Annotated in this window: 20 protein-coding genes; 16 read left to right on the plus strand and 4 right to left on the minus strand. The window is 41.7% G+C overall.

Features of this window, described 5'->3' with window-relative positions:
- The first annotated feature begins 39 nt into the window (after positions 1-39).
- The 9 genes from eno (at position 40) to PHG22_00995 (ending at position 9,482) form a co-directional block, all read left to right on the plus strand.
- Entirely contained in the window at positions 40-1,314 is a 1,275-nt protein-coding gene (gene eno, locus PHG22_00955) for a phosphopyruvate hydratase (GenBank protein MDD5490347.1), read from the plus strand.
- A 22-nt stretch (positions 1,315-1,336) separates the two neighbouring features.
- Positions 1,337-2,215: a hypothetical protein gene (locus tag PHG22_00960; GenBank protein ID MDD5490348.1), complete on the plus strand. Its 879-nt coding sequence runs from the start codon at positions 1,337-1,339 to the stop codon at positions 2,213-2,215.
- Positions 2,216-2,338: 123 nt separating this feature from the next.
- Positions 2,339-2,827 (plus strand): hypothetical protein, encoded by a 489-nt coding sequence (locus tag PHG22_00965; protein MDD5490349.1) that lies wholly within the window; start codon positions 2,339-2,341, stop codon positions 2,825-2,827.
- A gap of 98 nt (positions 2,828-2,925) precedes the next feature.
- Positions 2,926-4,515 (plus strand): 2,3-bisphosphoglycerate-independent phosphoglycerate mutase, encoded by a 1,590-nt coding sequence (gene gpmI / locus PHG22_00970; GenBank protein MDD5490350.1) that lies wholly within the window; start codon positions 2,926-2,928, stop codon positions 4,513-4,515.
- A gap of 82 nt (positions 4,516-4,597) precedes the next feature.
- A complete protein-coding gene (gene gpmI, locus PHG22_00975) occupies positions 4,598-6,187 on the plus strand; it encodes a 2,3-bisphosphoglycerate-independent phosphoglycerate mutase (protein MDD5490351.1) in 1,590 nt (529 codons plus the stop codon).
- Between the two features lie 10 nt (positions 6,188-6,197).
- The gene (locus PHG22_00980) at positions 6,198-6,647 is read left to right on the plus strand and encodes a CBS domain-containing protein (protein ID MDD5490352.1); all 450 of its coding nucleotides are present in this window, start codon (positions 6,198-6,200) and stop codon (positions 6,645-6,647) included.
- 23 nt (positions 6,648-6,670) lie between these two features.
- Positions 6,671-7,531: a bifunctional DNA-formamidopyrimidine glycosylase/DNA-(apurinic or apyrimidinic site) lyase gene (gene mutM, locus PHG22_00985; GenBank protein ID MDD5490353.1), complete on the plus strand. Its 861-nt coding sequence runs from the start codon at positions 6,671-6,673 to the stop codon at positions 7,529-7,531.
- Positions 7,532-7,597: 66 nt separating this feature from the next.
- On the plus strand, positions 7,598-8,755 hold the full coding sequence (thiI, locus tag PHG22_00990) for a tRNA 4-thiouridine(8) synthase ThiI (protein ID MDD5490354.1): 1,158 nt from the start codon (positions 7,598-7,600) through the stop codon (positions 8,753-8,755).
- Between the two features lie 121 nt (positions 8,756-8,876).
- Entirely contained in the window at positions 8,877-9,482 is a 606-nt protein-coding gene (locus PHG22_00995) for a hypothetical protein (protein MDD5490355.1), read from the plus strand.
- A 103-nt stretch (positions 9,483-9,585) separates the two neighbouring features.
- Here PHG22_00995 and PHG22_01000 read toward each other — a convergent pair whose 3' ends face one another.
- Positions 9,586-10,005 (minus strand): divergent PAP2 family protein, encoded by a 420-nt coding sequence (locus PHG22_01000; GenBank protein ID MDD5490356.1) that lies wholly within the window; start codon positions 10,003-10,005, stop codon positions 9,586-9,588.
- An 11-nt stretch (positions 10,006-10,016) separates the two neighbouring features.
- On the minus strand, positions 10,017-10,691 hold the full coding sequence (locus PHG22_01005) for a CAP domain-containing protein (GenBank protein ID MDD5490357.1): 675 nt from the start codon (positions 10,689-10,691) through the stop codon (positions 10,017-10,019).
- 89 nt (positions 10,692-10,780) lie between these two features.
- Between PHG22_01005 and polX the strand changes: the two genes are divergently transcribed.
- The 3 genes from polX to mltG are packed head-to-tail and all read left to right on the plus strand — an operon-like array spanning position 10,781 to position 15,012.
- Positions 10,781-12,493, plus strand: a complete 1,713-nt coding sequence (gene polX, locus PHG22_01010; GenBank protein ID MDD5490358.1) for a DNA polymerase/3'-5' exonuclease PolX — start codon at positions 10,781-10,783, stop codon at positions 12,491-12,493.
- Positions 12,494-12,500: 7 nt separating this feature from the next.
- Positions 12,501-14,003: a sugar phosphate nucleotidyltransferase gene (locus PHG22_01015; protein ID MDD5490359.1), complete on the plus strand. Its 1,503-nt coding sequence runs from the start codon at positions 12,501-12,503 to the stop codon at positions 14,001-14,003.
- Between the two features lie 7 nt (positions 14,004-14,010).
- Complete coding sequence (gene mltG, locus PHG22_01020) at positions 14,011-15,012, plus strand: endolytic transglycosylase MltG (GenBank protein MDD5490360.1); 1,002 nt, start codon at positions 14,011-14,013, stop codon at positions 15,010-15,012.
- Positions 15,013-15,067: 55 nt separating this feature from the next.
- Here the strand turns inward: mltG and PHG22_01025 are convergent, their stop codons facing one another.
- Positions 15,068-16,528, minus strand: coding sequence for a hypothetical protein (locus tag PHG22_01025; GenBank protein ID MDD5490361.1), 1,461 nt, complete (start codon positions 16,526-16,528; stop codon positions 15,068-15,070).
- A gap of 160 nt (positions 16,529-16,688) precedes the next feature.
- Between PHG22_01025 and PHG22_01030 the strand changes: the two genes are divergently transcribed.
- Both PHG22_01030 and metK read left to right on the plus strand, forming a co-directional pair.
- A complete protein-coding gene (locus PHG22_01030) occupies positions 16,689-17,825 on the plus strand; it encodes a hypothetical protein (protein MDD5490362.1) in 1,137 nt (378 codons plus the stop codon).
- Positions 17,826-17,932: 107 nt separating this feature from the next.
- On the plus strand, positions 17,933-18,979 hold the full coding sequence (gene metK, locus PHG22_01035) for a methionine adenosyltransferase (protein MDD5490363.1): 1,047 nt from the start codon (positions 17,933-17,935) through the stop codon (positions 18,977-18,979).
- Positions 18,980-19,531: 552 nt separating this feature from the next.
- Here the strand turns inward: metK and PHG22_01040 are convergent.
- Positions 19,532-20,242 (minus strand): hypothetical protein, encoded by a 711-nt coding sequence (locus PHG22_01040; protein MDD5490364.1) that lies wholly within the window; start codon positions 20,240-20,242, stop codon positions 19,532-19,534.
- A 128-nt stretch (positions 20,243-20,370) separates the two neighbouring features.
- Between PHG22_01040 and PHG22_01045 the strand changes: the two genes are divergently transcribed.
- Both PHG22_01045 and PHG22_01050 read left to right on the plus strand, forming a co-directional pair.
- Entirely contained in the window at positions 20,371-20,916 is a 546-nt protein-coding gene (locus tag PHG22_01045; GenBank protein ID MDD5490365.1) for an HD domain-containing protein, read from the plus strand.
- A gap of 2 nt (positions 20,917-20,918) precedes the next feature.
- A complete protein-coding gene (locus PHG22_01050) occupies positions 20,919-21,593 on the plus strand; it encodes a PD-(D/E)XK nuclease family protein (GenBank protein ID MDD5490366.1) in 675 nt (224 codons plus the stop codon).
- Positions 21,594-21,595 lie beyond the last annotated feature (2 nt).

The raw sequence follows: 21,595 nt of genomic DNA on the forward strand, positions 1-21,595 counted from the left end.
TTAGCTGTAGTCAGTAAGCCGTAGACCGTAAGCTTTTTTATGAAAATTAAACAAATCCATGCCCGCGAAATTCTCGATTCCCGCGGTAATCCCACTATATCTGTGAAAGTAATTTTAACTGACGGAACGGTTGGCGTTGCTTCGGTTCCTTCGGGCGCTTCCACCGGAGTACACGAGGCCTTGGAATTGCGCGATGGTGATAAAAAAAGATACGGCGGTAAGGGCGTGTTAAGGGCGGTAAATAATGTTAATAAGAAAATATTTCCCAGATTGAAAGGAATGAATATTATAAACCAGCGGGAAATTGACGAGAAAATACTCAAGCTTGACGGCACGAAAAACAAAAGCCGACTGGGAGCTAATGCGATTTTGGGGGTGTCTTTGGCTTGCGCCCATGCGGGAGCTAATTATAAAAAACAGCCGCTCTATAGATATATTCGTGGCGTTTACCGTTTAAAATATAAGGGCTGGAAATTGCCCGTTCCGACCATGAATATTATTAACGGCGGCAAACACGCGGATAACAATTTGTCCCTGCAGGAATTTATGATTGTTCCGCTTGGCAAGAAGATGAAAGAGCGGGTGAGAGTCGGCGCCGAGATATTTCAGGCGTTAAAGAAAATTCTCAAATCCAAAAAGCAAGTGACGGCCGTGGGTGATGAAGGCGGTTTCGCGCCGAATTTAAAAAGCAACGAAGCGGCGTTTGAACTCATTATCCAAGCGATTAAAAAAGCTGGCTATAAATTAGGCAAAGACGTGGCTACTGCCTGCGATGTGGCGGCTTCGGAATTTCATAATGATAAAACCGGCGGCTATCGCTGGGATAAAGCGGATTGGAATAAAACCGGCAAAGTCAGAGAATTGTTTTACAAAGATTTAATCGCTAAATATAAAGCGTGGCCGAAAAAATACGGCGTAATTTCCATTGAAGACGGGCTGGCGGAAGACGACTGGGAAAATTGGCGGAAGATGACCAGCCAAATCGGCAAAAAAGTGATTTTGGTCGGCGATGATTTATTTGTGACCAATAGCGAGAGGTTGCGGCAGGGGATAAAGACGGGAGTGGCCAATGCCATTTTAATCAAAGTCAATCAAATCGGGACTTTATCGGAAACGATTGACGCGATAAAATTAGCGCAGAAGCATGGCTATAAAACCAGCATTTCCCATCGTTCGGGCGAGACAGCTGACACCACCATCGCTGATTTGGCCGTGGCAGTCAATTCGGAATTTATCAAAACCGGTTCGCTGTCCCGCAGTGAGCGAGTGGAAAAATATAATCGGTTAATGGAAATTGAGGAGGAATTAAGATAATGCTTAAACAAGTATTTTAAATATGAAAGAAAAACCCCAAGAAAGACCTGAACTTAATCCTTCGCCCGAGTTTGATGTCGGACAGGAATGTGAAAGAGCTGGTTTTAAAATTGAAGATTATCCGGATTTAGCAGAACGTCTTACTGAACTTAACCAGACCGAATATCCGCATTTCAAAGATGCGGTGATTATGTCAAGAATTATTAAAGCTCTGGCCCAGCCGCTCAATGAAAAACTTAGATTAAACCTCTCTCCGCAAAAACTTGAAATAACTGCCCTTCTCCATGATATCGGCAAAAGCGGGCCGGCTGACGCCAATTCCGAGGAACGTTTATTCGTGGCCGGTGTTATGTTTAACAATAAAAAATTCACGGGGATGAAAGAACTAACCATTAAAGAAGCCTTGAAACGTGAAAAGATTAAATTAAGCCCCTCTGGCGGTTCTTTTTTCACCCGTTTGGGCATTGATATCGGCAAAGAAAAGATGCAAGAATTTTGGGCGCGCCATATTTATTGGACCTACGATATTTTAAAAGAGAACAAGATTTTGGAAAAGGGCAAAAGCAAGTGGTTAGATGAGGAAATTATCAATACTGCCGCTTCGCACCATTTGCTCGAAGGACATAATCCGGCCAAGATTAATTTGGAAGAAGGGCATGGCGGCGCGGCAGCCATTGAAAGCATTGACCGTTATCAGTTGCTAATTTTAGTTGATAAATACCAGGCCTTTCGGGAACGAAGTTCTCAAACTCACGAAGAAGCAATCAAGATTCTAAAATTTTTGATTAATCAAAAATTGTCAGATGGTATCATCACCCCAAAGATGCACGAAACATATACGACAATTCTTGACCTTTTGAATAAAGAGAAGGACAAAATTATTCCGCTTGTCTTTCCCTGATAATCTTTTAGTGTTTTGACATTTTTTAAAATTGACGTATATTAAGAGAGGAGAGTCAAAAAAGACGTTCTTTTATAAAGAAAATTTTGGAGAGAAATTATTTAAACCAGAAAGGAGAAGTCAATGAAAGCTTTTAAGATGGTGGTTATTATCGTTAATTTGGCGATTATTATGCTTTTGATTCAAGGAAGCGTCGCCGTGCAATCCAAAACCCCCTCGCCTTTGCCCGAGGAAAAAGCCGAGGTAATGCTTGCCTTCGTCAGTTGCAATTTTGACACCGAAAGCGGCTGCCCGGGGAAAAACCAGATATGTTGCAGGGACTGGTGTGTGCCCAAAGATCAGTGTGCCAGTTTTTTAAACAGATTGGAGGGGTCAAAACAGAATCAGCAAGCAAGTAATTCGCAAGACAGTAAAATCGAGCAGGTTAAAAATTTTGATTGCCAGCAGTTAAAAGAGATTATTGCTAACGATCCGGACATCCTGAAAAAAGTAACTAAGGCTATTGAAGCCAAAAAAAGCAAGTCTGCCGCTCCTACCAAGGAGGAGCAAAAGATGTCGCCTGACAGAAGTACCGGCTACTTTTGTAACGGCTGGCGATGCGAGTATCGTTGACAGTACATTTTGAGTTTATTAAAACACCGCCCTTATTATAAACGGGCGGTTTTTATTTTTGAAAAAATCGCTGATATTTGCTATTATTCATTCATAATATGATTAAACGCGGAAAGATTAGAAAAAATAAGAACAATAGCCCGTTGGTTTTGATTATTCTTGACGGCTGGGGTTTATCTAAAGAAAAAAAGGGTAATGCCATTGCCTTGGCTAATCCCAAAAATTTCAATCATTTTTGGGATAATTATTGGCACACCACTTTGTTTGCTCACGGTAAAAACGTTGGCCTTTTGCCAAATCAAGAAGGCAATTCCGAGGCCGGTCATTTGAATATCGGCGCTGGCAGAATCGTCAAACAGGACGTGGTTTATATTAACGAAGCGATTAAGAACGGAACTTTTTTTAAGAATACCGCTTTTAAAGAGACCTTAAAATACGCGAAAAAACATAATAGCAAAGTTCATTTAATGGGTCTGCTTTCTAATGGTCAAAGCGCGCACGCTTATCCTTTACATTTATATTCTTTATTGAAGTTAGTTCATGAGTCGGGTATAAAAAAAGTTTTTCTGCACCTTTTTACCGATGGGCGCGATACGACCCGCTTTGCCGCTCCGCGGCTGATTAAAGAATTAAAACAACGGATGTTTCCAGAACAAAAAATCGCTTCCATCATCGGGCGTTTTTACGCCATGGACCGGAATAAATATTGGGAAAGAACTGAAGCCGCTTATAACGCTATGGTTTTAGGCAAGGGTCTTAAGGCAAAAAATGAAATGGAAGCTATCACTTCCGCTTATAATCGCGGAGAAACGGATGAGTTTATCAAACCGACAGTTATCGTTAACGCCGCCGGAAAGCCCTTGACAACGATTGGCGATAAGGACGCCGTAATATTTTTTAATTTACGAAGTGACAGGGCAAGACAGCTCGCCAAGCCGTTTGTGCAGGCGAATTTCGAAAAAAGTAATGGCCGGGTTTTCAAAAGAAAAAAAGTTTTAAAAAATATCCGTTTTTGCGCTTTGACTGATTTTGGTCCGGACCTAAATCACATTTGGACGGCTTTTCCAAGCCATAACGTGGAAAAAAGTTTGCCGTTTGTTTTGGGGAAAAATAGTTTAAGACAGCTCTATATCGCTGAAAGTGAAAAATACGCCCACATCACTTATTTTATCAACGGTGGCCATGCTGACCCAATCGGTAAAGAAGAGAGAATGAGGATTCCTTCTCCCCATGTTGACAGTTATGATAAGATTCCAGAGATGAGTGCTTTTAAAATAGCCAGTCGGGCAGTGGGGGCTTTAAAGTCTGGCAAATATAATTTTATAGCGGTTAATTTCGCTAATCCGGATATGGTGGGCCATACAGGAAATTTAGCGGCCGCAGTTAAGGCCATAAAAGCGGTTGATGAATGTATTGGTAAAATTTCCCGTGAGGCGGTTAGCAACGGCGGTTTGGCAATTATTACCGCCGACCATGGAAACGCGGAGAGCATGTATGATAAAAGTAAAAAAGAAATTTTGACGGAGCATTCAAGAAATCCGGTACCATTTATTTTGGCCGGCAAGAAATATAAATTTAAAAAGGGAAAGAAAATATCCAAAGGTATTTTGGCAGATATAACACCGACTATTTTAAAGATTTTAAATATATCAAAACCAAGAGAAATGGCAGGGAAAAGTTTAGTCTAATTAATCGCTAATAGCTAATGGACTACGAACTACCGTCGAAACTGCTGCCGTAGTCGGTAGTCCATAAGCTCTAAGCTAATCTATGAATGAAGTAATAAAAATTCCAAAACCGATTGTTCTCATTATTCTTGATGGTTGGGGAGTGGCTCCGCCGGGCGCGGGCAATGCCATTACCGAGGCCGATACCCCCAATTTTGATAAAATGGTTAATTCATATCCAGCCATGGTTTTGAAAGCTTCCGGCGAGGTGGTTGGCTTGGGTGAAGGGGAGGCGGGTAATTCGGAAGCCGGTCATGCTACTATCGGCAGCGGGCGGATTTTTTATAAAGATTTAGTACGGATTAGCAAAACGATAAGGGAAGGCGTTTTGTTAAAAAACAAAAAATTACTCGGCGCTTTTAAACATGCCGCAAAACATAATTCCGACCTTCATTTAGTCGGGCTTTTAAGTGACGGCGGTAAGGAAAGCCACAAAGAACATCTTTACGCCCTTTTAGATATGGCGCGCTCCGTGGGTTGGCAAGGAAAAATTTTTATCCATGCGCTTTTAGATGGTCGGGATGTGGCTTTTAATTCCGGAGAAGATTTTATCAAGGAATTACTGCAAAAGATGCCGCCGGAAGCGAAAATCACTTCTCTTTGTGGGCGTTCTTACGCCCTAGACCGCGATGGCCATTGGGAGAAAACCGAAAAAGCTTATCGGGCCATCAGCGAAGGGAAAAGCGAGAAAAATTTCAACGACGCTATCTCCGCCATTGAAAATTTTTATGAAAATAAAATTTACGATGAAGATATCCCGCCAATTGTTTTTACTGATGCTCAGGGGACGCCGTTGGGAAAGATAAAAGATAATGATGCGGTAATTTTCTTTAATTTCGGAATTAGCCGTCTTGAACAATTAATAAAAGCGTTTGCTGATAAAAGATTCAACAGTTTTAAAAAACAGCCGTTAAAAAATCTTCATTTGGTTTCTTTTTGGAGCCGAGACAGGGGGCTGGCGCTTTCTTTGCCTTTCCCCCGTGAAGTCGCCAGACATTATTTAGCCAAAGAATTAAACGAGGCTGGATTGAAGCAGCTTCATGTTGCCGAAAGCGAAAAGTACGCCCACGCCACTTATTATTTTGACGCTTTTAACGAGGAAAAGGTAAAGGGAGAGGAGTGGGAGCTAATTCCTTCCAAGGGTTCCACGTGTATTGAAGAGCCGGCGATGAGCGCTCGGGAAATAAAAGACAGAGTGATACGCGCCATTAACAAAGGAGAAGAGGATTTTATAGTTCTAAATTTTGCCAACGCCGACATGCTCGGCCATTACGGGGATTTGGAGGCGGCCAAAAAGGGGATTGAAGTTTTGGATAAATGCATCGGAGAAATAAAAGAAACAGTTTTATCTAAAGATGGGGTGTTATTTATTGTTGGTAGCCATGGCAATGCCGAAGAAATTTTACATAGCGGCACCGGCCAAACGAAAAAGACCCATACCGCCAATCCGGTTCCTTTTCTGATTGTCGGCGATGCTTACGAAGGCAGAACCGGCGGAGTGGAAGTGCCCGGTGGAGACCTTTCTTTGGTAAAACCAGTCGGGAGTTTAATTGACGTCGCCCCGACCATTTTGAAGGTGATGAATCTAAAAAAGCCGAAAGAAATGAAGGGCAAATCTTTACTTAATAAATAATCAAATATTTATGAAAGTTAAAGACATAATGAAAAATGACATTGTTTCTATCAAAGTGGGCGCTACGCTTAAAGACGTAGCTCAGACATTGTTTAAAAAGCAGATTAGCGGGATTTTAGTAATGGCTGGCGAAAAATTAGTTGGTTTTGTTTCAGAAAAAGACATTTATCGTTTGCTTTATCCGCAGTATAATGATTATTATGAAAATCCGGAATTATCTACTGATTACGAGGATATGGAGAGTCGCGCTCAAGCGGTTAAGGATAAAAAAGTGGAAGAATTTATGAAAACGCCGGTGATTACACTCCGCCCTGATGACGCAGTAATGAGGGCCGGAGCTATTATGCTTTCCCGCAAACTAAATCGTTTGCCGGTGGTTGACGAGGAGGGGAAAGTTTTAGGAATAGTGAGCCGTCGCGATATTTATCACGCGATATTTAAAAAAGAATTAGGGATATAAATTTTTAAGTTCAATTTATTATTATGCCGGAGCTTCCGGAAGTGGAAACTATACGCCGTGATTTAGATTTGAAGTTAAGGGGTAAAAAGATAAGGGATATCGCCACCGATAATCCCAAAATGTTTACCCCCAATTTTAATTCTGTCAGAAGGAAGGTAAAGGGCCGTGAGATTAAAAAGATAGAAAGACGCGCTAAAATGTTGATTATGGGATTAAACGGCGGGATTTTTCTTCTTTTCCACTTGAAAATGACCGGCCAGCTGGTTTATGTCCGCCAAGCGAAAATTACCGCCGGCGGGCATCCGATCACGGGGGAGAGAGATTTGCCGAATAAATTCACACACGCCATTTTTTATTTTAATGATAAAAGTATTTTGTATTTTAATGACGTGCGGAAGTTCGGTTATATAAAATTGGTGGACGGAAAAGGATCGGAAAAAATTGAGGCGGGGATAGGGATAGAACCATTGGAGAAAGAGTTCACTTTGAAGAAATTTATTGAGCTTGTAAAAAAATATCCCCGCGGAAAAATCAAGCAAGTTTTAATGAGGCAGGAGCTGATTGCCGGCATTGGCAATATTTATTCTGACGAGATTTGTTTTTTTGCCAAGGTGAAACCAGCGCGGACAGTGGCGAGTTTGTCGGCAGCGGATTTTAAAAAACTTTTTCAGGGCATAAAAAAGATTTTACAGTCAGCCATTAAGAATCGCGGGACTTCTTTCAACACCTACGTAGACGCGAGAGGGGAAAAGGGTAATTTTGTGCCCTTGCTTAAAGTTTACGGGCGGGCCGGAGCCAAGTGCCGTCGCGGGGACGGGGGAGTCATTAAAAAAATAAAGCTAGGCGGCAGAAGCTCGTGTTTTTGCCCGGTTTGCCAAAAATAGGAATGTTATTTTTGAAAAGAACCCCCGGGCGTTGACTAACGTCCGGATTTTTTATATAACTAAAACATGGTCAAACATATTTTAATACATTACAGTGAAATTGGGTTGAAAGGGGGCAATCGGGATTTTTTTGAGAAGAAACTAATCTGCAACATCCAAATGGCCCTCGGCGATTTTGATGTTAGGATTAAGAATATTTTTGGGAGATTGCTCTTGACTGGAGAATGGCAAGATGAAACGGAAGTGAGTGAAAAGTTATCGCGCGTTTTTGGTATTGCTTATTTTTCTTTTGCTTATTTGGTTAGGTCCGATTTGGAATCTATTAAAAAAGAGTCGCTGCGTCTTTTAAAAAATCGGGATTTTAAAACTTTTGCCGTGCGAGCGCGGCGGGGTACTAAGAATTTCCCGCTGAAATCTTTGGAAATAGAGCGGGAAGTCGGCGGTTATATTTTTGAATCTCTTGGTGATAAAAAAGTTAATCTAAAAAATCCGGATATCACTTGTCATATAGAAATAGTCAACGATTACGTTTTTATTTATTTTGACAAAATAAAAGGTCCGGGCGGATTGCCTGTGGGTACCGCCGGCAAACTAGTTTCCCTTATTTCCGGAGGATTTGATTCGCCCGTGGCCTCCTGGCAGATGATGCGGCGCGGGGCGGAAATTATTTTTGTCCATTTTCACAGTTACCCGAATACTTCCAAGGGTTCCTTGGAAAAAGTCAGAGAGTTGGTTAAAATTTTGAGCCATTATCAGTTTGGCGCCAAATTATATCTTGTGCCGTTTTTAGATATTCAAAAAGAGATTTTTGCCAACGCGCCGGAAAAATTAAGGATTGTTTTATATCGCCGGATGATGTTGCGATTAGCCGAAGCCATAGCCCAAAAAGAAAAAGCTTTAGGGCTTGTCACCGGCGATAATTTGGGCCAAGTGGCCTCGCAGACATTGGAAAATATGTTGGCCATCGGCGCGGCGGTGTCATTGCCGATTTACCGGCCGCTTGTTTCCTGGGATAAGGAGGAAATTATAAACTTGGCTAAAAAAATCGGCACGCACGATATTTCCGCCGAACCATTTGACGATTGTTGCTCGCTGTTCGCACCGCGCCATCCGGAAACAAGAGCGGATTTGAAAGAAGTGGGAGGGGCGGAAAAAAATTTGAATATTAAAGAAATAGTTGAAAAAACAATAGGGGAGATAGAAATAAGAGATATTGGATATTAAAATTAGTTGGTTCAATCTTAAAGATTGAACCAACTACTGTAATTTAGCTGTAATTTTAAACTTGACCCGTCGGTCGCGACCGACGGGTCTTGACGAAATTGTCAAAATGTGATATATTGAAATGTTTTGTACATTACAGCCTGGAGACGTGACAAGTCTGCGGAATTACAAAAAGCTTTCTGATGTTCGCAAGGTAGTTCGCGGTCAAGCAAAAATCGTGTCCAAGGAGCCTCGTTGGCGCGAAAAAGACGGCGTTATCTATTTCTCGGTGACCTCTGACGGCACAACCGGCGAAGAGTGGATTAGACGCTTGATAAAGAAAGGCTTCCGTGTGAGCAACTATGCCGAGGACGTGTTATGCTCGTCGGACTTTAAGCCCACAAAAGGCGTCACGACCGAGATTGCGGTGCTCAGGGGAAGGCTGTTCAATGACAACGAGCGCTTCACGAAGAATATTTGCGCCGAGGCAGACCGCCGCCACCTGACCGAACCCAACGCCGAAATCGCCTGTCTCATCCGCGAGATGTTTACGGATGGGGAGCTGGAAGCCATGGGGTTTCGGTGGATTGTTGCCATGCACAAACCCATCAAAGATTCCTTTGGCATTCAGCGCCTTCTGAGTGTGCACCAGCACGATGATGGTTGTTGGTTGCGTACGTGCTCCGACAGTCGTGGCGACAAGTGGGGTCGTGACGATGGTTTCGCGTTCGTTGTCCGCAAGTGGTAGTTCTTTGGGCTAGTTCTTTAGGCCCCTAATGCGCAGTTTAAAGAAGGAAAAATTTTATTAAAAAACCGCTTGATAATTTGAGCGGTTTTTATTATTTTATTTTTTATCTCAATAGCATCCACCAATAAGTGACGATAAATCCTAAGGCCAATCCGGCAGTGATTTCCAGCGGCGTATGGCCCAAGCGGGTGGTGATTTCCGGAAATTGACTTTTATCTCTGACGTCTGCGATTAATTTTTTAAGAACTATGCCGTGATAACCCACGCGGCGGCGCAGTCCGGCGGCGTCGCGGATAACGAGAATGGCAAAAATCAGGGCAATGGCAAAGGTAGTGGAATTAAGGCCGTCGGCAATTCCTACCCCGGTGACCAGCGCTCCGACAAAAGCGGCGTGGGAAGAAGGCATTCCGCCGTAGACAAACGGGTCTTTCCAGGTTTTTTTGCCCTGGATTGTTTCAATTAAAATTTTTAATACTTGCGCGCCGAAACCAGCGATTAAGGTGGCGATTAAAATGTCGTACATAATTAGTATTTTCAATAATGTTTAAAAGTTTTTCTTAAGCAACAAGCCGCGCCGACAACGATGGAGCCAAGGAGCAGCCAGTCAAAAATTTTCCACTGGCGGCCAAAATTAGGCGAGATGTAAGCCCCTAAAACGTTATTTTGTTTTTTAGTATTATTAATAAAGATGAAAGTGTCATTTTTTTGGGTAGAAGGTTTGGCAAAAATTTGAACCACCAAAATTGTTTGCTGGCCATCGATAATACCTTCAACTTTTGCAATTCCAGTTTCTTCAAATTCTGGGTTAAAGATATTTTGTTTATGAGCCGGACTATTAAGCCAGGTTTCCAGCAATTTATCTTCAGCGCGGAAATCCTGCGCTAAATTTTCTCCAGCTGATTCAAAATAATACTCTTCTTTTAATAGTTCATCAATGAAAGTTTGCCCTTTGGGCGATTGATGGGCGAAGTATTGCCTTTTAAACATATCTTCCGCCCGGGCCCGGGCGGCGCGGTTTAATTTTTCATTCTCTTGAAGCGGGGATAATCTGTTTTGGATTCTAAGGCCATTGATTGATGCCGTAAGATTTTGTTCTTTAACATCCGCTCTCGCGACTGGCGGGGATAAAAAAAGTATACCGCTTGAGTATACCAATAAGATTAGAGCAGGTAAAATTAATTTTAAAAATTGGCTGTTTTTGTTTTTCATTTTTGTTTTTTTATTCTTTCCCGCCGGATTCTTTGAATCTTTTTTGTTTTTCTATTATAATTATAGCATAGCTAAGCCCAAAATACAAGATGATTAATCAACAGCTGGCTCAAATTTTTTATAACGTCGCCGATTATTTAGAGATGGATGAAATACCGTTTAAACCAAGGGCCTATGCCAAGGCCGCCCAGTTTTTAGAGTCCTTAGATGAAAGCGCGGAGGATGTTTATAACAGGGGCGGGGTTAAAGCGCTGGAAGCCCTGCCAGCCATCGGCGCGAGCATGGCTAGGAAGATTGAAGAATATATTAAAACCGGCAAGGTTAGGTATTATAATGATTTGCGTCGGCAGATACCCATTAAAATTGAAGAACTTACTGCCGTTGAAGGCGTGGGGCCAAGGGTGGCCAAGGAGCTTTATCGTCGTCTAAAAATCACAGACCTTGCTTCGCTGGAAAAAGCGGCTCGGGCGGGGAAAATTCACCGCCTGCCGGGGTTTAAAGAAAAATCAGAAGAAAACATTTTGCGCGGTGTAGAATTTTTAAAAAAGAGCAAAGGGCGCAAGCTTTTGGGGCAGGCGTTGCCCTTGGCGAGAGAAATTGAGAGTCGTCTTAATAAATTAGGTTATGTTAAGAAAGCGGCCGTGGCGGGTTCAGTGCGCCGGCGCAAAGAGACTATCGGCGATTTTGATTTTGTCGCCGCTTCCGGCAATCCAGAAAAAGCGATGGATTTTTTTGTTTCTCTGCCAGAGGTGGCGGAGATTCACGATAAGGGTAAAACTTTGTCGTCCGTAAGATTAAATAATGGCCTGGATGCGGATTTGCGAGTAGTGCGGGAAAACCAGTATGGTTCAGTTTTACATCATTTTACCGGTGATAAATACCACAATATCGCTTTGCGCAGTTTGGCTAAAAGCCGGGGCTTGAAAATCAGCGAGTACGGGGTGTTTCGCGGGAGCAAGTGTTTGGCGAGCAGAACTGAAAAAGATGTCTATGCCACCCTGGGTTTGCCTTATATTGAACCGGAATTGCGCGTGAATAACGGAGAAATAGAGGCCGCCGCTGCCGGCAAATTGCCCAAACTTATTTCCTATAAAGATATTCGCGGCGATTTACAGCTCCACACCAATTGGACCGACGGCCATAATTCTTTGGAAGAAATGGTGATGGCGGCGAAAAAAATCGGTTATGAATATATTGCCATCACCGACCATACCAAATATCTGGCCATGGCTAATGGGTTAGACGAGAAAAGAATTTTAAAATACATTGAGGCTATCAAGAAAATCAACCGGCGCTTGAGAGGGATGCGAGTTTTGGCGGGAGTGGAAGTCAATATTTTAAAAGACGGCAATTTGGATATCGAGAATAGTGTGTTAAACAAATTGGATATAGTTTTAGCGGGAGTTCATTCGCATTTTAATCAAAGCGGAGAAGAGATGACCCGGCGGATGGAAAGAGCCATGCGTAATCCCAATGTTGATGTGATAGTTCATCCGAGCGGGCGAGTGCTTCAAAGGCGCGAGGGCTACGCGATGGACTGGCCGCGAGTTTTTAAAACAGCCGAAAACACCGGAACGATTTTGGAAATCAACGCCCATTTTAACCGTTTGGATATGGAGGCGGAAAGAATCAGGGAAGCGGTGCGCGCTGGCGTGAAACTGGAAATCAGCACGGACGCTCATTCCGTTGACCATTTATGGTTTATGGAATTGGGCATCGCCGAAGCGCGCAAGGGCTGGGCGAGAAAAGAAGATGTCATTAATACTTATCCCTTGGGAGAAATGTTAAAATTATTAAAATAATTAAGATATGAATCAAAAAGAATATTCAGCCGGAGCGGTTATTTTTAGAAAAGCCAATAGTCGGAGAAAATATCTGCTTTTGTATTCCACGAATGGCTATTGGAGTTTGCCACGTGGGCATATAGAAAAAGGGGAAACGGACGTGGTGGCGGCGAAAAGAGAAATTCAGGAAGAGACAGGTTTAAAAAATCTAAAATTCATTTCCGGGTTTAAAGTTCGCGGCGGCTTTGTTAATAAGCAGAAAAATATTAATAAAGACATTGTATATTTTTTAGCCGAGACCAAAGAAAAAAATATTACGGTTTCTCCGCCGGAACACAAGGGGTATATTTGGGTTGATTATAAAGAGGCGATGAGAAGAGCCGGGTATTCTAATACTAAAAATTTATTAAGGCAGGCGGAAGATTTTTTGAATAATCGCCGCGGCCAAATGAAACTCGTGATTATGGCCGGCGGCGGCGGCACGCGCTTATGGCCCATTTCCCGCATAAATTCTCCCAAACAAATCCATCCTCTAATCGGCAAAGACACCTTGCTTCAGGCGACCTGGAAGCGCGTGGCTGGTGATTTTAAAAAAGAAGATATTTTTGTTTCTTCCAATATAAAATACAGAGAATATATAAAAAGGCAGCTGCCGAATTTACATCTGGTCAACCTGATTTTGGATCCGGAGAGAAAAGACACGGCCGCGGCTATTGGGCTGGCCGCTTTGAAGCTTTATCATGATAATCCGCGCAATATTTTAGTGACAGTTAATTCCGACGCCCATATTAAAAACTCCAAAGAGTATGTCAGAATTTTAAAGTTGACTGAACGGGTGGCAAGCGAGAATCCGGAACGAGCTGTTCTCGTTGGCATTAATCCGAGTTATCCCGAGACGGGTTATGGTTATATCAAGCTCGGTCGGCAGTGGAGAAAAATCGGTCAGGATGCGGTTTTTTACGGAGAGAAATTTGTGGAAAAGCCGGATCTGGAAACGGCTAAAAAATATTTTAAAAGATGGGATTATCTTTGGAACCCGGCAATTTTTGTTTTCAGGGTTGACCATCTATTGGACCTTTATGAAAAGCATTTGCCGGAAATGTATAATATATTGATGAATATCTATAAGGCCCTGGGCGGTCAAGATGAAGAAAAAATTATCAGAGAAGAGTTTCGGAAAATTAAACCGATTTCCTTTGATTACGGCATTATGGAAAAAATCGGTCAAGAAATGCTGGTGATACCGGCGGATTTCGGTTGGTCGGACGTGGGTCATTGGCGGACAATCAGAGATATTTTAGCCAAAAAAGAGGGGGAAAATGTCGCGAACGGAGAATATATCGGGATTGACAGCGGCGGGAATCTCGTTTTAAGTTTTAGCAAAAAATTAATTGCCACAGTGGGAGTTAAAAATCATATTATCGTGGAAACCGGCGACGCCATTTTAATCTGTCCGCAAGAACGGGCGCAGGAGGTGAAAAAGGTGGTGGCAGAACTAAAAAAACAAAAACTTAAAAAATATTTATAAAATTTTTATGAAGTTTTTAGCCAAGCTTGGGCGGATTATTTTTATCTTCGCGGTTCTTTCCATCATTTACGGACTCATTTTAATTTATGCGCCGTCACGTCCCGGGGAGGAGGCAAGTTTTATGATTAAGGAAGGCAGCGGAGTTAACAAAATTAGCCAAGATTTAAGTAACGCTGGGCTTGTCAGAAGCAAGCTTGTTTTTGAATTTTTTATTTGGGCGAAGGGGTTGGAAACAAATATCCAGGCCGGCGAGCATCGCTTAAACAAGGGATTAAGCATAAAAGAATTGACCAGCAAATTGGTTTCAGGGAGTTCTTTAAGCAATGAGCGTGTCATCACTTTAATTGAGGGCTGGACTTTGCGTGATATCGGAGAATATCTTGAAAAAGAAGGAATTTCCAGGGCAGAGGATTTTTATAAATCCGCAGAAGCTGATTTGAGCGGCGAGTATGATTTTTTATCAAGCAAACCCACGGGCGTGGGTCTGGAAGGATATGTTTTTCCGGATACTTACAGAATTTATAAAAATTCCTCCGCGGAAGAGGTTATTAAAAAAGCGCTTAATAATTTGGGGCAAAAATTAACTACGGAACTTCAGGGGCAAATAAAGAATCAAGGCAAAACCGTTCACGAAATTATGACGCTGGCGAGTATTATTGAAAAAGAAGTTAAAAGCGACGCGGATAAAAAAATGGTCGCTTATCTTTTTGGTCGGCGGTTAAAAATCGGTATGCCGTTGCAATCCGATGCCACCGTCAATTACATCACTCATAAAAATACGGAGAGGCCGACATACGATGATATTAATATCGCCTCTCCTTACAATACCTATCGTTATCGCGGTTTACCCCCGGGGCCGATTTGCAACCCGGGTTTAGCGGCCATTGAAGCTGCGATTAACCCGACGCCGAATGACTATTGGTATTTTTTAACGACGCCCGATGACAAAGTTATTTACAGCGTCACTTACGAAGAGCACTTGGCTAATAAAAGTAGATATTTAAAATAAGGAGCTAGAATTAAAAAAGACCGCCGAATATTCGGAGGTCTTTTGTTTTTTGAAGTTAAAAAGCGAAAAATGCCATTAGACGGAATTCTTTGGGCTGGAATTGATTTAAAAAATCAAGTCCTAGTGCCGCTTCAAGCATGGGCAAGTTTTTGGATATCTTGAAAAGCAATCTTGGCCCTAGTGTTCCGCTTATACCCCTGTCTTTTTCTTGGGCGAAAGGTGTCCAGTTGTTGCAGATGCCAAATCCGGCGGCAATTGGTGTGGTGAAAAAGTAGTGAAGAGCAAATTCTTGTGAGAGGGCGTGTTGTGCTTTTTCCTTAAAATTCAGAAAATATTTGTTGATAGACCAGATATTCACCCCCTCTTTCTCTCCGATTATTTTAAATCCGGCTACTCCCGTATTAAGCGAGAGCTTTTCTTCTGTGCTGATTTTTCCGCCAATCTCCGGTTTAAACGAGAAACCGTTAACGGTAAATCGCGGTCCACCTAGCAAGTTTATTGAGTTTCCTGTGAGTTGAAAGGCGGCGTTAGTTTGCCATGATTTCTCGGAGTGCTCATATTGGAAAGACATGGCATTGCCATTGCCACTACCAGAAAACACGGTGGTGATTACATCGTCGGCATAGGCGAAGATGGGAGATAAAAGTGTTGAGAAAAGGGAAGTGACGGTTATTGCTGTACGGGCTTGAGTTTTTGCTAATTCGGGTACTTTAGTTGCTTCTTCAACAACTTTGTCAATTCTTTCTAATGGGACCCTTGCGATTTCTTCCGCTAACAAAACTTCTTCTTTGGAGCATCCCCACGGCAATTTGTCAGGGAACATTTTGCTTAATAAGGAGTTTATCTTTTTCTCTAAAGTCGGAGTTCCATCCGGGTAGAACGATAGCCCAAGTATCCAGACGATTGAAGCTAGCATAATCTTCTGCGGAGCCAGTATTAGTTCTTCTTTCAGGGAATAGCGTTCAGAATAAAAAAGTCGGCAACAAAGTATCAGAAAAGCGAAAGGAATAAAACATAAATACCACCAGCCTATAGTTTTAAGTATGCCGTCGCTAACCCTCGGTACGATCTCTAGTTTTTCCCTTGCTATGGCAATGTCATTATACATTTTCCACCAGTTATTGCCATTCTCCATAGAAGCCTCGTAATTTTTTTTAAGTCGGTCAAGGGAAGTATCCGCAAGATAATTTACATATGCTATAGATTTTTTGTAGTAGAGATTTCCCTGCGGTAGCGTCATGTAGCCCTCGAGGTATTTCAACTCACTTTCCGTTTTTCTCAGGTCGTAAATATCTTGAGCAAAAATTTCGGCAGTGTAACTTTCTTTTTTGACGTTATTTTGAACGCGCTCAAAAAGTTTTTCTGCCTGGATAATGGTTTCGCCGGCCTCGGCGATTTTTTCTTCGCGGATTTTTTGGTTTTCCTTTATACGATTCGAAATTTCACCCCAAGGAATCATAATTATAAGAAATATTCCAAACAAAATCCAGGAAACAATTTTTTCTTTTTGGTTCATTTCTCACCTCTTTATGTTGGTTGTTAAAGTTCAAGTTTCATTATATTTTGGCATAATAGTGAAATTTTGTCAACACCTTCTTGACATTTTTTCGGTTTTGGTATAAATTGTAGAGATTTCTTTGAAAATTGAATAACAATCAAAATAAGGAGGGTTAAGAATGGAAATAGTCGTTAGAACTGCTTACGGTGAAAAGAAATTTGACGCTGTGTCTTTGGAAAATACCAACATTTTTGCTGTTATTAAGCCCCGGGCGATTAAAAACGGGGGAGAGACGATTGAGATAGGGCGGGGGACTATTTTAATACCAAATTTGGGTAATTATCAATTTTTTCCTTACGGAGCTTATGAGGCCTTACGCAGTAAGAGGACGGCGGTGATTGGTTATGGTAAGACAAAACTGAGCGGCGGAGAGAAGAAAGAATTGGGAGATATTATAAATGATTTACGCGAAGCGGTTGCGGATATTTTGCGATTTTCCTCGCTATCCGATGAAGAAAAAGAAAAAATCAATAAATCCATAGAGAATCTCTACCTCCGTCTGTCAAAATCCCGCAATCTTTTAAAGAATGAGGCGAGGGATTATATAGAAAAGAGCTTTGACGTAATTGACAGCTTAGGGAGAATTAATCCTTCGGCGACTAGCGCTAAACTTTCGGCGGCCCGGGCGCGTCTTGAAGCGAGAATCAAGGAAGTTTACCGAATCTCCGAAAAACTTCATTTTTGGGAGACAATTCTTCTCCAAACCATTAAAGAGTCAGTCGGGGTTTTTGACGAAACCGAACAGTTTACTTCCCGCATCTTAAATTCCAAAGAAGCAGAATTTTTTTCCGGACAGAAAGAAATAATTGAGGATTTGAGAAAATTTAAAGCCCAGCTTGATAATATAAAAGTAGCGCCTTTTTCCGCTACTGCTTATTATTGCGAACTGGATTTATCGGGGGCTTTATCAGCTTTTCTCAATGAAGATTACGAAGGATTCCGCCAGAAAATTTCTCTGACCCGCAATGGCGCGCTATGCAAATTGCGCCAGCGCGATTTAGAACGGATAATCTGGTGGTTTAAGGGCGAGAATTTAAAGGGCATTGAAAACCGCAAAGAATTTTTTCTCCAAGCGAAAGAGAAAGTGAAAGAATTTGAAAAAGGAATCAAGGGCAAGATAAGCGACGAAGGATTTATAAAGAAAGTTTTTACAGTTTCTTTCTGGAACAGGTTTGATTCCGTTTATGAATTTTTAAGCCAGCACGATTTTGAAACTGCTTACGGCTATCTCAAATCAATTTCCCACGACCTTTAAAAAACGCTAACCCCGTTGCCGAATAAATTCGGAACGGGGTTTTATTGACTTTTTTTTGAAGCCGGGTTAAGATGAACAGAAGTTTTTATTTATAAGCGAATATCTTTATGTATTTAAAAACAGCGGAAAGCGTGACGGAAGGCCATCCCGACAAGGTTTGCGACCAGATATCCGACGCCATTTTAGACGCCTGTTTGAGGCAGGACCCGAACTCGCGCGTGGCGGTGGAAACTTTTGGCGCCCACGGTCTTTTGGTAATCGGCGGGGAAGTGACGAGTGAGGCGAATTTTAATCCAGAACAGATTGCTCGGGAGGTTTATAAAAAAATCGGTTATAACGATGAGCTGGAAGTTATTTCTCATATTGTTCAGCAGTCGCCGGAGATTGGTCGGGGGGTTGATTTTGGCGGAGCGGGGGACCAGGGGATTATGTATGGTTATGCGACCATGGAGACGGGGGAGTATTTGCCAAAGTCGATAATTTTAGCTCATAATTTAGCTCGCCGTTTGGCTTATTTGCGAAGAAATGACCCGGAGTTTTTTTGGTTACGGCCGGACGGGAAAACTCAAGCCACTTTTGCCGACGGGAAAATTAAAACAGTTTTGGTTTCCACCCAGCATGAAGATAATATGAGTCAGGGTGATATTAGAGAAAAACTAATCAAGGGTTTGATAGAGCCGTTAGTTGGCGATTTGTCCGAGATTGAAATTTTGATAAACCCCAGCGGCAGTTTTGTCACCGGAGGTTTTATGGCTGATACCGGACTCACTGGCAGAAAAATAATGGTAGATACTTACGGTGGGCTTTTGCCTCACGGTGGCGGGGCTTTTTCCGGCAAAGACCCCTCCAAGGTTGACAGAAGCGCCGCTTATATGTGCCGCTTTGCCGCTAAAAATATAGTGGCCAGTGGGTTGGCCAAAAGTTGTCTTGTTTCAGTAGCCTATGCTATCGGCAAAGAAGACCCTTTGATGCTTGTGGCTAAAACTTCCGGCGGCCAAGATTTGACGGAAGTTCTTAAGAAAAATTTTGACTTTAGGCCAAGAGCAATTATTGAAAGGTTAGGGTTAAGAAGACCAATCTATCAACCCACAGCCGCTTATGGCCACTTTACCAATGCGGCCTATCCCTGGGAAGAAATAGTGGGATTAAAATAAGATATTACTAAAAAAATCTCCCCCGTTAAACGGGGGAGATTTTTTATATTTTACCCTTGAACCCTTGATGCTGAAAGTGTTCAGGGTCTTGACCCGTCAGTCGCGACTGACGGGTCTTGACAAATCCTTCAAAACATGCTATGATATAACGTTATAGTGCCTGGAAAATTTAGTTGGCTAAGATTAGCGGAAAGCACTCTTTTGGGATGAAAATTTGGCTATAAATAGAGAAAATATAGCTAAGTTTCCATCCCGAGAGGGATGCCCCTTCGGGGGTCAAAGCTTATGTTTTGTCTTTTCTGCTATTCAGCCTTTTCCGGCTCTATAACGGATTTGCACATTACTTAAGCCCACAAAATTTTCCCCCCGAGAAGGAGGGTCAAAATTTAGAAAAGAACGTAGAAAGAGAGTAAAAAAACAATATAGAAATTTAAAGGAAACATTTTTTCATGAGAGTTTTCTCTCACAAAAAAATATTTTAAGCTTTTTAAGCTTAATAGTTTCCCCTCCAAATTTCTCTTACTCTCCTTTTCCTCTACGTTCTTTTTCTTTTTATTTTATTTCTAAACCAGCCACCATGTCTTCAAAAACTTTTTTATATCCCCGGTCGTCGCTGTCCAAAGCGCCTTCCATTATTTTGTCGGCCATTTTAAAGAAGTAGTGCGCGAAGATTTGGCCGTTTTTATTTTTATAAAATGCTTCCAGCCCGTCGAAACCATTAATAGTAATTTTTTCGCTGGAAGAAAGTTTCCAGTCCTTATTTTCGGTTAACAAGCTTTTTTCTGCCGCCTCCTCTAAACTTTTCTCCGGGCTGATAGTAAATTTTATTGTCCCCTCGCCCCCGATTTTTAATTTTGGATAAAATTCAGCGATAGTCTCCGGGTCAAAAGTGGAACTCGCGTAAGTCCAATTTTTTGGATATTGGACGGTGAATTTATAAATGTCATTGGTGTAAATTTGCGGAGCATTTGAAGCGGAGTTATTAGTTGTCGGCTCTGCCAGTGTTCCGAGTTTTTTATTCTGTGAGTTAATATCTTTTTGCTGTTCGGAGTAGCGGGAGTAGTATTGCTCCGCAGTTTCGGCAAAATAATTAGAAACGATGTGAAGTTGTCTGGTGAGGAGCGCCATCCAAAAAAGCAGACCGATATTAAGCGCGATTAGAATGATAATTGCTCCGCTGGTCAGAGAGATTTTTTTATTATTTTTTCCGGAGTTTAATTTTATTTTTTTGAAGATTTTCTTTCCGCCGCCTAGTTTCAACATAGGTTTAATTTTATTTTTTAAAACGCAGGGTAATTATACCATATTTTATTATTTCTCCCAATAATACTGTGGATTATTTTATAATTGCTCCGCCGGCCGATAAATGATATTATAACTAAATACTTTTTATGTACGATTTGATACAAAAAGCCGTGAAAATTGCGGTGATGGCGCATGGCAATCAAAAAAGGAAAGACAACAAAAAGTTGCCATTTATTTTCCATCCGATTTCGGTGGGAATGATTTTATTAAAAGAAGGATTTAATGATAAAGTTGTGGCCGCGGGGATTCTGCACGATGTTTTTGAGGATACTAATTTTAGCAAAGAGGAAATGATAAAAGAAGTAGGGGAAGACGTTGTAGAAATAGTAGAATATGCTACCCATAACAATCGACTGTTTTGGGAGGAAAAAATGGAAGAATACATAAAAAAATTAAGGTTTGCTCCCAGCGGAGCCAAGGCGGTCGTGGCTGCCGACAAAATTCATAATTTAAGCTGTTTTTGCGAGACTTACAAAAAATCCGGTCAAAATTTATGGAAAAAATTTCACGGCGGGCGAAGTGCACAGATTAAATTTCATGAGAATGTTTATTTGTCTTTAAGCAATGAGTGGGGCCATCGTTTGCTCAGGGAGTATAAAAAGTTGATTCAGAAGTTTAAAAAGTTAAAATAATTATGTCTATAAAGAAAAAGAAAAAATGGCTGTCGCATAGCGGACTTTCCGGCAAGGAACGTTGTCCTAGGTGTTTTTGGCTGCAATATAACAAAGGAATTTACCAGCCCGAAGGAATAGTTTCCCGTTTGGCTAACAGATTTGACAATGTTATTAAGAATTATTTTGACCTTTATCGGCCTTTAGGAGAATTGCCGCCGATGATTGAGGGGAAAGTGAAAGGTAAATTAGAAAATCCTTTTCAGGAGATATATTTTTATGATTATGATAATGATTATGGTTTTTACGGCAAGCTGGACGAATGTTTAGTCGGTAAGGACGGTAAATATACGCCGGTGGACCACAAAACTTCCAGTTCCGACCCGCGCGAAAAAGAAACCTTGCCGGCTTATCAGGAGCAATTGGACGCCTACGCTTTTCTCTTGGAAAAAAACGGGAAACCGGCGAGCGGCATCGGTCATCTTATTTATTTCTATCCCGACCATAGTGAAAAACTGCACAATGGTTTCCCGATGATTATCCACGTGGAAACACTAAAAACCAATACCAAAAATACTTTAAAGAGAATAGAGGAGGGGATTAAAATTTTACGCGGCCAGATTCCGGAGCCGTCTGCCGCTTGCCCCTTTTGTTCGTGGTACGATGCCTTGTCCAAAGAATTAAAAAATAAATTATAGTT

It is taken from the genome of Patescibacteria group bacterium (assembly GCA_028716045.1).
Lineage (GTDB): Bacteria > Patescibacteriota > Patescibacteriia > JAQUQO01 > JAQUQO01 > JAQUQO01.